Genomic DNA, 12,780 nt, shown 5'->3' with positions numbered 1-12,780 from the left:
GCCTGCCCGCCAGCGCGCTGCGGCCGCTCGTGCTCGCCATGGCCGGGCTGACGGTGAGCGCCCATGCGCAGTACGGCGCGACGTCCGCCATTCCGAACATCGACCTCGTCGAGCCAGTGGTCACGCAGACCCCGGAGGCACCGCCGCCGCCGGCTGAAGGCGGCGATCTCGTTCCGCGCCTGACCGAGCCCGCCATGCGGACCGCTCCCAGCGGCAACACGCTCAACCTATCGCCGTCATCTACGCCCTCGAATCCGAACGCCCCAGCCTACGCGTCCGGCGACCGCGTAACGGGCTACAGCGAGAAGGGCGTGGAGATGGAAGGGCACGCCGAACTGCGCCGCGACGGTGGTGTGATCAAGGGCGACAAGGTCACCTACGACCAGGACACCGACGAAGCACATGCCACTGGCAACGTGCGACTTTCGAAGAGCGGCACGCTGGCCGTAGGCCCGGAAGCGCGGATGCGCGTGCAGGCCAATGAAGGCTACATGCTGTCCCCGGACTACTACTTCCAGCAGACCGGCGGCTCCGGCAGCGCCGAGCGCGTAGATTTCCTGGATCCGGACCGCAGCACGCTGAAGAAGGCGACCTACACGACCTGTTCGCCCGATAACGCGGACTGGTACTTCAGCGCCAGAAAGCTCGACCTGGATAGCGATCGTCAGGTGGGCACGGCCTATGGCGGTGTGCTTAATTTCTTTGGCGTGCCGATCGCGGGCGCGCCGGCGTTCAGTTTTCCGCTCAATGGCGAGCGTCGTAGCGGCGTGCTGCCGCCGTTGTTCGGCTATGGGTCGAACTCGGGGGCCGACCTGACGGTGCCCTACTACTTCAACCTGGCGCCAAACCGCGATCTGACGATCTACCCGCGTATCCTGACGTCGCGCGGCGTGCAGCTTGGCGAGGATTTCCGGTACGTGGGCGACGGCTACAGCGGACGTATCCGCGGCGAGTTCCTGCCCGACGACAAGAAGGCGGGCCGCAACCGCTGGGCCTACGCGATCCAGCACTACCAGAGCATCATTCCTGGCATGACGGCCTACGTGAACGTCAGCAAGGTTTCGGATGACAAGTATCCCGACGACCTGACGCGTTCCGTATCGCAGTCGACCCTGCGTCAGTACACGCAGGAAGGCGGCGTGATTTATGCGTGGCAGGACTGGGTGTTCATGGCACGGGTGCAGAAGTTCCAGACGTTGTTGCCCAGCGAGCCGTCCTACGAGCGCGAGCCGCAGTTGAACGCGAAGTACAACCGCTATGACTTCCACGGCTTCGATATTTCGCTCGAGACGGACTACACGCGATTCCGTATCCCGCTGACCAGTACCGGCATCCAGCAGCCCGAAGGCAATCGCGCATTCATCCAGCCGACAATCAGCTACCCGATCATCCGCCCGGGCTGGTACGTGACGCCGAAGTTCATCTTCAACGCGGCGCAGTACAACATGGATACCGGCACCAACACGGTTGGCGCGTCGAATACGCTCAATCGCACTATTCCGACCGTAAGCCTGGATTCGGGCATGACGTTCGAGCGTGACGCGCCGGGCGTCAGCAAGCTGTTTGGCGTGAAGTACACGCAGACACTCGAGCCGCGCCTGTTCTACGTCTATACGCCGTTCTACGACCAGAGTCAGTTCCCGCTGTTCGATACGGTGCAGTCGGACTTTGGCTACGGTCAGATCTTTACCGAGAACCCGTTTACCGGTAACGACCGCATCGCTGACAATAACAAGCTGACCCTGGGCCTGACCACGCGCCTGATCGAATCTGAGACTGGTGTCGAGCGTTTCCGTGGCACGATTGCGCAGCGTGTCGACTTTACGGGCCAGCGTGTGCAGCTCAATGGCACGCTGCCGGATGCCAAGCCGAGCTACTCAGACCTGCTGGCAGCCACCACGATCCAGCTGTTCCGCGGCTACTATCTTGATGCCGGCATCCAGTGGAATCCGGACCAGGACAAGGTCAACTACTCGAACGTGGCATTCGCGTACCGGCCGGAATCGCGCAAGCTCATCAATTTCGGCTATCGCTACCGTCGCCCGACCTCGGTGACGGACAATACCGCGATCGACCAGATCGAAGTGTCGGGGCAGTGGCCGATCACGCAACGCACTTACGGTATTGGCCGCGTGGCATTCGACAAGTCGGCCAACCAGCTCGTGGATGCGCTGGCCGGTTTCGAGTACGCCGCCGACTGCTGGGTCGGCCGATTCGTGTACCAGCGTTTCCGCAATACCTCGAACGGTTACACCGGGCGGGTTTTCTTCCAGGTGGAGTTCCGTGGGCTGTCGAAGATTGGCTCCAACCCGCTGGACATGTTGCGCCTGAACGTGCCGGGCTACGAGCCCGTGACGGCACGGCCGGTGCCGACAACCCCGTACGATCACTATGAATGACGGACCAAGATGAAACGTCAAGCCTTCTCCCTGTTGTCCCGCCTGAACCCCTGGCAGCAGCTGCTGCTGTCGGCCGTGCTCGTGACGCTGGCCGCGCCGGCGGCTGCGCAATTGCGCGCGCCCGGCACGCGTACGCAGGGTATCTTCACGCAGCAGGGCAGCCAATCGGCCAGCCAGGGCAGCGGCAGCACCGTGGCGCCGAGCCAGCCGATGATGGGCGTGCCGCAGCCTTCGTCCCAGCCGCGCTCGCAGTTGGTGGACGAGGTGGTGGCTGTCGTCAACAACAGCGTGATCACGCGCCGGGAACTGCTTGACCGCGCCGACGAGATTGAAAACCAGCTTCGCGCCGCCAAGCGTGAGGTGCCGCCGCGGCCCGACTTGCTCGGCGAAGTGCTGGAACGCCTCGTGATGGAGCGCGTGCAGACGCAGGCCGCGCAGGAAGCCGGGATCAAGGTGACCGATCAGGAAGTCGATCGGGCAATCGAATCGGTGGCGCAACAGAACAAGATGTCTGCGACGGAACTGCGCAGCCGCGTGGAAGCCAGCGGCATGTCGTGGACCAAGTACCGCGACGAACTGCGCAAGCAGGTCCAGGTGATCCGCCTGCGCGAACGCGAGGTGGACTCGAAGGTGCAGGTCTACGACGGCGAGATCGACAACTATCTGGCCGCGCGTAACGGTGGCCAGGCGGCCGCCTCGGGCCCGACTGAGTTCAATGTGGCGCAGATCCTCGTGCGCGTGCCCGAAGATGCGTCCGATGCACAGAAGGCCCAGCTCAAGACGAAGGCGGAAGGCCTGCTGAAGCAGGCGCAAGGCGGGGCGGACTTTGCCGAACTGGCCAAGGCCAACTCCGAGGCGCCGGAAGCCTCGCAAGGCGGCTCGCTGGGTTTCCGCGAGATTGGCCGGTTGCCTGCCGTGTTTGCCAATGCCGTGGTCGACCTGCAGCCGGGCGCGGTGGTGCCCGAGGTTCTGGAATCGGCCAACGGTTTCCACGTGATCAAGCTCGTGTCTAAGCGCACGGCCGCCGCGCAGCCGGCGGCGAGCGACCGCATCGCGCAGACGCAGGTGCGCCATATCCTGATCCGCACCGGCCCGAACATGCCCGAGGCCGAAGCGAAGCGTCAGATGGCGACGATTCGCGACCGGATCACGCACGGTGTCGATTTCGCCGATGCCGCCCGTCGCTACTCGCAGGACGGCTCGGCGTCGCAAGGCGGTGAACTCGGCTGGGTGTCGCCGGGCGAACTGGTGCCCGAGTTCGAGCAGGCCATGAACCGCCTGCGCCCGGGCGAAATCTCCGACCCGGTCGTCACGCAGTTCGGTGTGCACCTGATCCAGGTGGAAAACCGCCGCGAGACCGAAGTGTCGCCCGAGAAGCAGCGTGACTTCGCACGAGCCGAAGTTCGCGAGCAGAAGCTGCGCGCCGCCTATGATGACTGGGTGCGCCAGCTCCGCAGCGCGGCGTATGTCGAATACCGGATCAACCGCCAGCGCTGATGCGCTGGCCCGAACAATGCCCGACCCCGCGCCACTCGACCTAGCAATCACGACCGGAGAACCGGCCGGCATCGGCCCCGACATCACGATCGGTGCCCTGCTGCAGTTCGCCGCCAATCACGGCGCCAACGGCGGCAACGTCGGCCATGGGGGGACGGTCCGCTTCCATGTGATCGGAGATGCGCGTCTGCTCGATCAGCGTGCCGAGGCGCTTGGCGTGGCCCATGCGTGGGCACGTCGGATTGCCGACGGCGACGTGATCGTGGAAGACATCGCGCTGGGCGTGCACTGCGAGCCGGGGCGGCTCGATGCACGCAATGGCCACTACGTGCTGGCGCTGCTGGATACCGCCGTCGATGGCCTGCGGACGGGCCGCTATGCGGCCATGATTACCGCGCCGGTGCAGAAGAGCACGATCAATGATGCTGGCGTGCCTTTTTCAGGGCATACCGAATATCTGGCCGAATGCGCCGGCGTGCCGCGTGTGGTAATGATGCTGGCCGGCCCGCAGCCGGCGCATGACAACGCCATGCTGCGCGTGGCCCTGGCCACCACGCATCTGCCGCTGCGCGCGGTGCCTGATGCGCTGAACGTTCCGATGCTGGTCGAGACGCTGACGATTGTCGATGCCGACCTGCGCCGGAATTTCGGCATCGCGCGTCCACGTATCCTGGTAACGGGGCTGAACCCGCACGCGGGGGAGTCCGGGCATATGGGGCGCGAGGAAATCGACGTGATTTCTCCCGCGCTCGAGCAGGCCCGCGATGCCGATATCGACGCGCGCGGCCCGTATCCCGCCGACACGCTGTTCCAGCCGCGCCATCTGCGTGATGCCGACTGCGTGCTGGCGATGTACCATGACCAGGGCCTGGCGCCCCTCAAGTACGGTACCTTTGGTCACGGCGTGAATATCACGCTGGGGCTGCCCTTCATCCGCACATCGGTGGACCATGGCACCGCGCTCGACCTGGCCGGCACTGGCCGCGCCGAGCACGGCAGCATGATCGAAGCCATCCGCTGTGCCATTACCATGGCCGGACATGCCAGCGGGCGCCACAGCAATGGGCGCGCGGACAATGGCATCGCCAACGGCCAGCACTGACTTATGCGTTCAAACGTGCATCAGGGCCATGTGGCCCGCAAACGGTTCGGACAGAACTTCCTCGTCGATGACGGCATCATTCATGGCATCGTCAGCGCGATCGACCCGCAGCCGAACGACATCGTGGTCGAGATCGGTCCGGGCCTCGGCGCGCTGACCGATCCGCTGCTGGAGCGGCTGCCAGGCATGCAGGTGGTCGAGCTCGACCGGGATCTCGTGGAGCGGTTGCGCCGGCGCTACGGCGACCGCCTTGTGGTCCACGCCGGCGACGCGCTGGCGTTCGACTTTGGCAAGCTGCGCGAGCCCGGCCGCGCGCTGCGCATCGTCGGCAACCTGCCGTACAACATTTCCAGCCCGCTGCTGTTCCATCTGGTGGATTTCGCCGATGACGTGCGCGACCAGCATTTCATGCTGCAGAAGGAAGTGGTCGAGCGCATGGTGGCCGACCCCGGCAACAAATCGTATGGCCGCCTGTCGATCATGCTGCAGGTCCGCTATCACATGGAGCACGTGCTCGATGTGCCGCCCGCGTCGTTCAATCCGCCGCCGAAGGTCGATTCCGCCGTGGTGCGCATGATTCCGTGGCCACGCGCCGAGGATGGCACGCTGCGGTCGCCGTACGCCGCGTGCGATGCGGGCGTGCTGGGCGACGTGGTGACCGCCGCGTTCTCGCAGCGCCGCAAGGTGCTGCGCAATACGCTGTCGTTCCTGCGCGACCAGGTTGATTTCGACGCGCTGGGCTTCGATCTGACCCGCCGCGCCGAGGAAGTGCCTGTTGCCGAGTATGTCGAGCTCGCGCGCATCGTCGGCGGCGCGGAGCCGCCCGCCCGCGTGGCCTGAGCCCCCTTTTTATCCTGAATACCCTGAAGTCCTTGCGACGCCCATGACTGACCAGACCAACCCTGATAAGCGTCCCGTCATCCTGACTGGCGACCGTCCTACCGGCCCGCTGCACCTTGGCCATTTCGTCGGCTCCCTGAAGAGCCGCGTCGCCCTGCAGGAGACGCACAAGCAGTACGTGCTGCTGGCCGATACCCAGGCGATGACCGACAACGCCCATGACCCCGACAAGGTACGCCGCAACGTGCTCGAAGTCGCGCTCGACTACCTCGCCGTGGGCATCGATCCGACCAAGACCACGATCTCGGTGCAGTCGCACCTGCCGGCGCTGGCGGAACTGACGCTGATGTACCTGAACTTCGTCACGGTATCGCGCCTGGAGCGCAACCCGACGATCAAGGAGGAAATCCAGGCGCGTGGCTTCGGCCGCGACATCCCGGCTGGTTTCCTCTGCTACCCGGCTTCGCAGGCCGCCGATATCACCGGCTTCAAGGCCGTGCTGGTGCCCGTGGGTGAAGACCAGGCACCGCTGATCGAGCAGACCAACGAGATCGTGCGCCGGGTCAACAACCAGGTCGGCCGCGAGGTGCTGCCCGAAGCCGCTGCGCTGATCCCGAAGCATGGCCGTCTGCCGGGCGTGGATGGCAAGGCGAAGATGAGCAAGTCGCAGGGCAACGCGATTCCGCTCGGCGCGTCGCCGGACCAGATCCGCGAAGCCGTGCACAAGATGTACACCGATCCGAACCACCTCAAGGTGTCCGATCCGGGCCAGGTGGAAGGCAATGTCGTGTTCACGTACCTCGACGCATTCGATCCGAATCCGGCCGAAGTGGAAGCGCTCAAGGAGCACTACCGCCGTGGCGGCCTGGGCGACATGGTGCTGAAGCGCCGTGTGGAAAGCGTCCTGCAGGAAATGCTGCGCCCGATCCGCGAACGCCGCGAGCAGCTTGCCCAGGACCCGGGCTACGTGTTCGACATCCTGAAGAAGGGCACCGCTGAAGCCCGCGAAATCACCCAGCAGACGCTGGACGAAGTGCGCGGCGCGCTGGGGATGTTCTCGTTCCCGCAGTAATTCGGCACGGATCGTTGTCGCCCTTGCCCGCTACGCGGGAGAGGGCGACAAACCGCCGGGGTGCACTACGCCCGCCGATTCACCAGCACAATCCCCCCCAGCACCATCACCGCCGCCAGGGCGAACCGCACGCCGACGTGGTCGTGCATGAGCAGCACGCCGAATGCCACGCCGAACAGCGGCGTCAGGAACGAGAACACTGACAGTCGTGATGCCAGATACTGGCGCAAGAGCCAGAACCAGATCAGGTAGCTCGCGAACGCGATCAGCACCGACTGGTAGAACAGGCTTGCCACGACGAAGCCCGTGATTTCCACCGTATGCGCCTGGCCTGCCGCCAGCGCCATCAACAGCAGCATCACCGCCGACACACCCAACTGGTAGAGCAGCGTCTTGCTGGCAGGGGCACCAGACAGCTTGCTGCCGCGCACGACGACGGTTGTCGCCGCCCACAAGCCGCCGGCCACCATGCCCAGGACATCGCCAATCACCGTGCTGCCTTGCGTGGAAGGCGAGGCAATACCGTCGGCGAAGGCCAGCGCGATACCGCAGAACGCGAGAACCACGCCGAGCCACTGGCCCCGGTGCAGATGCTCGCCCGGCACGAACAGGTGCAGGCCGAGTGCGGTGAAGATCGGGGCCGTATAGAGGAACACCGCCATGCGGGATGCGGTGGTGTGGCCGAGTCCGACGAAGATGCAGAAGAACTCGGCCCCGAATAGCAGTCCGGCTACCAGTCCCGCGCGCAATGTGCCATCGCGTTCCCAGAGCGGCGTGCCGCGCCAGGCTGCGAAGCCGAACACCAGCAGCGCCGCGATGGCCGAGCGCACACCCGCCTGCAGCACGGCGCCCATCAGCGGTGCGGTGACCTTGATGATCACCTGCTGGAGCCCCCAGGCGGCGCACAGCAGCACCATCAACCCGATGGCCGTGCCGTCCAGCGGGCGCCGCGTCATTGCTTGCGCGCTCATTGCGCGTTACGGGCGGGCAGCGTCGCGCGTCGAGTGACGCTCGATCAGTTCGATCTTGTAGCCGTCCGGGTCCTCTACGAACGCGATCACCGTGGTGCCGCCCTTGACCGGACCGGCTTCGCGGGTGACCTTGCCGCCGGCCGACCGGATGCGCTCACAGGCTTCGGCCGCGCTGGGTACTTCCAGGGCGATATGGCCATAGGCGGTGCCGAGGTCGTACTTGTCGACGCCGTAGTTGTAGGTCAGTTCGATGACGGCGGTCTCGGTCTCGGGGCCGTATCCGACGAAGGCGAGGCGGTACTTGTATTCGGGATTGTCGCTCTCGCGCAGCAGCGTCATGCCGAGCACGCGCGTGTAGAAATCGATCGAGCGCTGGTAGTCGCCAACGCGCAGCATGGTGTGGAGAAGTCGCATGGGGGTCTCTTTGGCAAAACTGTAAAGACAGAGTCCGCCATTCTATTCCCATGCCGCGGAACGCGCCGGCCGCCGTCGATGTCGGTCCCTATGCCGATACCCGGTTTCGGTATGCGTGGTTCGACAACAGCGTGCGGGGCGACCAGTCGCCGGAGGCCGGTGATTACAGCCAGGTGTGGAACATATCCGTCGATGGCGCCTGGACGCACGGTATGCACGGTGAGCGACGAGGGCGCCGGAGCGCCGGAACGTCAGAACGTCAGAACGTCGGCAACAGTTCCGGTGGATGCGCGCGAAGCTGGGCGCGGGCGTCGCGGAACTCGGGGAAGATCGATTCCACTGTTTCCCAGAAACGCGGTCCGTGGTTCATCTCCTTGAGATGCGCCAGCTCGTGGGCGGCCACGTAGTCGATCATCGACAGCGGGAAATGCATGAGGCGCCAGTTCAGCCGGATCTTGCCGTCGGCCGTGCAGCTTCCCCAGCGCGTGGCTGCCGAGGTCAGGGCGAAGCCGGTATGACGCACGCCCAGTTTCGCGGCATAGATGTCCAGCCGCTCCGCCAGCAGGCGGCGCGCCTGGTTCTGCATCCAGCCCTGCACACGGTCCTTGATCTGCTGCTCATCGGCGTGCGCGGGCAGGGCCAGATGCAGCATGCGCAATTCCGCATTGAACATCAGCACGCCGGCCGGCGATTCGAGTTGCAGGGTGATCGGCTGGCCCAGGAACGGTAACGACGCGCCGTCGCGCCATTGCACCGTCGGCAGGATGCGGCGTGCTTCGCGATGGCGCCATTCGCCCAGCTTGTTGAAGATCCAGCGTTGCTTCTCGAGGATGGCTGCCTCGACGTCGGCCAGGGTGACCCAGCGGGGCGCGGTGATCGACAGGCCGCGATCGTCCACGGTGAAGCCGATGGTGCGCCGCGACGAGCGCTTGAGGGCGTAGTGCACCGTGCGTTCGCCCACCTGCAGTCGCCGGCCATTGGGCAGGGCCGGGGGCCAGGGCGACGCGGTTTCGGGTGTGTGCGGCGCGGATGTCGGCGACAGGTCCTGCTGCTCCGGCGTGACGGGCGGCAATGCCTCCGCCAGCGGCAGCTCGAGCTGCGCGCCGGGTGTCTCGGGAGCAGGACGCAGCAGCTTCATGCGGTGGCCTGGTTACCTGCGCGGCGATAGCTGTCTGGATCGATGCGGCGCATCTCTGCCTCGATCCACGTTTCGACTTCCTGATTCAGCATGTCTGCGGTCTTGTTGGCCGACGCAATCGGGGCGCCGATCGAAATCGTAATCATGCCCGGATATTTCAGGAAGGAGTTGCGGGGCCAGAGTCGTCCCGAATTGACAGCCATCGGGATCACCCATGCACCGGTTTCCACTGCCAGACGGGCGCCGCCGCTCTTGTAGCGCGGCTTCTCCAGGCCCGAGGCGGTGCGCGTGCCCTCCGGGAACATGATGATCCAGGCGCCTTCTGCCAGGCGGTCGCGGCCCTGGCGGGCGGCCGACGCGAACGCGCGCGGGCCATCTTTGCGATTGATATGGACCATCTTCAGCATCCCCAGGGCCCAGCCGAAGAACGGTACCAGCAGCAGCTCGCGCTTGAAGACGAAACACAGCGGCTTGGGCATCAGGGCCACATAGGCCACGGTTTCCCATGCGGACTGGTGCTTGGACAGCAGCACCACATGCTTGTCGAGCATCGACTGCGCCTGCTCCATGCCCTCGATGCGATAGTGGATGCCGCAGATCAGGCGGCCCGCCCAGATTACAAGCCTTGTCCAGCCGCGCACGAAGCGGAAGCGGTTCTCCGCGTTCATGAACGGAAACACGATGAAGCAAAGGCACGCATAGGGGGGCGTGAGTGCCAGGAGGTACAGCGAGAACAGCAGGGAACGGAGGAAAGTCATCGATCGGGGGCGGTAATCGGGGACGGATATCAGGGCGCGGTTGGTTGCGGCTTGGGCGCCGCATCGTCGATCAGCCAGCGCGCAAACGCTGCCAGGTCGTCATGCACGCGCGTGCCATCGGGCAGGCCGCCTTTTTCCAGCGTTTTCATGCCCTTGCCCGTGCGAACCAGATGCGGGATGCAGCCAACCGCCACGCCCGCCTGAAGGTCGCGCAGCGAATCTCCCACCGTGGGCGCGGTGCGCAATTCGATGCCGAACCGCTCGCCAATCTGCTCGTACAGGCCGGATTTGGGTTTGCGGCAGTCGCAGTTGTCGGCGGCCGTGTGCGGGCAGAAGAAGATGGCTTCGACGCGGCCACCGAGGTTGGCCAGCGCCTTGTACATCTTCTCGTGCATCGCGTTGAGCGCGCTCATCTCGAACAGGCCACGGCCGATGCCCGACTGGTTGCTGGCCACCACCACGCGGTAGCCGGCCTGGTTCAGCATGGCGATGGCTTCAAGGCTACCCTCGATCGGTATCCATTCGTCGGGTGTCTTGATGAACTGGTCGCTGTCGCGGTTGATGACCCCGTCGCGATCCAGGATGACGAACTTCAACTGGGACTGTGGCATGGCGCGCTCCGGTGATGCAGCGTATGAGACAGCTTAGGCCGCCAGCTTCGAAATGTCCGCGACGCGATTCGCCAGGCTGTGCAGCGTGGCCAACAGCGCCAGGCGGTTGGCGCGCAGCTTTGCGTCCTCGGCCATGACCATCACGTCGTTGAAGAAGCGGTCCACGGCATCGCGAAGCTGGGCCAGGTCGCGCAGCGCGGCGGTGAAATCACCACCCGCGAACGCGGCTTCCACGCCCGGGCGCACGCGCTCGATCGCCTCGTGCAGCGCGCCTTCGGCGGCCTCCTGGAACAGCGATACATCGACGCTGCCGATTGCCTCGTCCGTCTTCTTCAGGATGTTCGTAATGCGTTTGTTCGCTGCGGCCAGGGCTTCGGCTTCAGGCAACGCCGCGAACGTGCGGACGGCTTCCATGCGCGCCAGGATGTCGTGCAGTTGCTGCGGGCGCAGGCTGACCACGGCTTCCACCTCGTTGGTCGTGTAGCCCTTGTCCTTCAGGTAGCCACGTACGCGGTCGAAGAGGAAGTCGGTGATCGCTTCGCGCGAAGGCTTGACCGCCGCGATGCCGGCGAAGGCTTGTTCGGTCAGACCCAGCACGTCGTTCAGGGACAGCGCCAGCGGTTTTTCGATCAGCATCCGCAGGATGCCCAGCGCGTGGCGGCGCAGTGCGAACGGGTCCTTTTCGCCGGTCGGCTGCAGGCCGATGCCCCAGATGCCAATCAGCGTCTCAAGCTTGTCGGCCAGCGCCACGGCGGTGCTCACGTTGCCTGCTGGCAGCGCGTCGCCGGCAAAGCGCGGGCGATAGTGCTCGGAGCAGGCCAGGGCGACGTCCTCGGCTTCGTCGTCGTGGCGGGCGTAGTACGTGCCCATCGTGCCTTGCAGCTCGGGGAACTCGCCGACCATGTCGGTCAGCAGATCGGCCTTGGCCAGTTCGGCGCCGCGCATCGCGGCGGCCTTGTCGACCGGGGCGCCGGCGGCGTTCATCGCGTCGGCAAGATGGCCGGCGATCTGCTGCAGGCGCTGCACGCGGTCGAGCTGGTTGCCGATCTTGTTGTGGTAGACCACGTTGGCGAGTTGCGGCACGCGCGAGGCCAGCGTCTTCTTGCGGTCCTGGTCGAAGAAGAACTTCGCATCGGCCAGGCGTGGGCGCACCACACGCTCGTTGCCCGTGATGATCGATTGCGGCGTGTCGGTGGCCAGGTTCGAGACGATCAGGAAGCGGTTGCGCAGGTGCCCTTCGGCATCGGTCAGCGCAAAGTACTTCTGGTTGGTCTGCATCGTCAGGATCAGGCACTCCTGCGGCACGGCCAGGAAGGCTTCCTCGAAGTGGCACGGGTAGATCACCGGCCATTCGACCAGCGAGTTCACCTCGTCGAGCAGCGAGTCCGGCATGATGACCTTGTCGGCGCCGGCTTCCTTGAGCAGCGCCGTGCGGATGCGCTCGCGCCGGTCGGCGTAGCCGGCGACGACGCGGCCGCGCGATTCCAGCAGGCCGGCGTACTCGGCCGCGTGGGGAATCTCGATCGTGCCCTGCGACAGGAAGCGGTGACCTTGCGTGAGATTGCTGGCTTGCAGGCCGAGTGCCGAAACAGGCACGATCTCCGCGCCATACAGGGCGATCAGGCTGTGTGCCGGACGCACGAAATGCACGGTGGTGCCGTCCGGGCGCTGGTAGCTCATCACCTTCGGGATCGGCAGCTTGGTCAGCGTCTCGTCGAGCGTTGCCTGCAGGCCATCGGCCAGCGTCGCGCCGCGCGCGGTATAGCGGTAGAAGAACGCATCGGCCTTGCCATCGGAGGCGCGCTCTAGCGTCTGCCAGTCGATCTCGGCTACGCCGACCGACTTGGCCAGTGCCGCCAGCTTCTTGCCCAGCGGAGCCGTCGGGGCGCCGTTGGCATCGAGCGCCACGGTCAGCGGCAGTACCTTCTCGCGCTGCTCACGGTCCGGCGCGGTGCGGCGCACGCCGGAGACCAGCGCG

11 protein-coding genes are annotated in these 12,780 nt (G+C 65.4%); 5 read left to right on the top strand and 6 right to left on the bottom strand.

The genetic code is table 11. The features are described 5' to 3' along the window. Positions 1-2: 2 nt before the first annotated feature. Genes lptD through trpS form a run of 5 tightly spaced genes read left to right on the top strand, consistent with a single transcriptional unit; the run spans position 3 to position 6,910 of the window. On the top strand, positions 3-2,399 hold the full coding sequence (gene lptD, locus D769_RS08590) for an LPS assembly protein LptD (RefSeq protein WP_008644055.1): 2,397 nt from the start codon (positions 3-5) through the stop codon (positions 2,397-2,399). A 9-nt stretch (positions 2,400-2,408) separates the two neighbouring features. Next, positions 2,409-3,896, top strand: a complete 1,488-nt coding sequence (locus D769_RS08585; RefSeq protein ID WP_008644054.1) for a peptidylprolyl isomerase — start codon at positions 2,409-2,411, stop codon at positions 3,894-3,896. Positions 3,897-3,912: 16 nt separating this feature from the next. Continuing rightward, positions 3,913-4,998: a 4-hydroxythreonine-4-phosphate dehydrogenase PdxA gene (gene pdxA, locus D769_RS08580; RefSeq protein ID WP_008644053.1), complete on the top strand. Its 1,086-nt coding sequence runs from the start codon at positions 3,913-3,915 to the stop codon at positions 4,996-4,998. 3 nt (positions 4,999-5,001) lie between these two features. Then, a complete protein-coding gene (gene rsmA, locus D769_RS08575; RefSeq protein ID WP_008644052.1) occupies positions 5,002-5,838 on the top strand; it encodes a 16S rRNA (adenine(1518)-N(6)/adenine(1519)-N(6))-dimethyltransferase RsmA in 837 nt (278 codons plus the stop codon). 43 nt (positions 5,839-5,881) lie between these two features. Beyond that, positions 5,882-6,910, top strand: coding sequence for a tryptophan--tRNA ligase (gene trpS, locus D769_RS08570; protein WP_008644050.1), 1,029 nt, complete (start codon positions 5,882-5,884; stop codon positions 6,908-6,910). Positions 6,911-6,975: 65 nt separating this feature from the next. On the opposite strand, the gene D769_RS08565 is transcribed toward trpS, so the two are convergent. The 6 genes from D769_RS08565 to glyS all read right to left on the bottom strand — a co-directional run. Continuing rightward, on the bottom strand, positions 6,976-7,881 hold the full coding sequence (locus D769_RS08565; RefSeq protein WP_008644048.1) for a DMT family transporter: 906 nt from the start codon (positions 7,879-7,881) through the stop codon (positions 6,976-6,978). Between the two features lie 6 nt (positions 7,882-7,887). Then, positions 7,888-8,295 (bottom strand): lactoylglutathione lyase, encoded by a 408-nt coding sequence (gene gloA, locus D769_RS08560; protein ID WP_008644047.1) that lies wholly within the window; start codon positions 8,293-8,295, stop codon positions 7,888-7,890. A gap of 259 nt (positions 8,296-8,554) precedes the next feature. Then, on the bottom strand, positions 8,555-9,433 hold the full coding sequence (locus tag D769_RS08555) for a SprT family zinc-dependent metalloprotease (RefSeq protein ID WP_008644044.1): 879 nt from the start codon (positions 9,431-9,433) through the stop codon (positions 8,555-8,557). Next, entirely contained in the window at positions 9,430-10,191 is a 762-nt protein-coding gene (locus D769_RS08550) for a lysophospholipid acyltransferase family protein (protein ID WP_008644043.1), read from the bottom strand. Before D769_RS08550 ends, D769_RS08555 begins: the two co-directional genes overlap by 4 nt. A 29-nt stretch (positions 10,192-10,220) precedes the next feature. After that, positions 10,221-10,802, bottom strand: coding sequence for a D-glycero-beta-D-manno-heptose 1,7-bisphosphate 7-phosphatase (gmhB, locus tag D769_RS08545; protein ID WP_008644041.1), 582 nt, complete (start codon positions 10,800-10,802; stop codon positions 10,221-10,223). A 33-nt stretch (positions 10,803-10,835) separates the two neighbouring features. Continuing rightward, the coding region (glyS, locus tag D769_RS08540) for a glycine--tRNA ligase subunit beta (RefSeq protein ID WP_008644034.1) at positions 10,836-12,780 on the bottom strand (1,945 nt) is incomplete at its 5' end.

The organism is Cupriavidus sp. HMR-1, from assembly GCF_000319775.1.
In the GTDB taxonomy this organism is placed as follows: Bacteria; Pseudomonadota; Gammaproteobacteria; order Burkholderiales; family Burkholderiaceae; genus Cupriavidus; species Cupriavidus metallidurans.
Note: the sequence above shows the minus strand (reverse complement) of the source record. Positions and strands in the feature narration are given on the sequence as shown.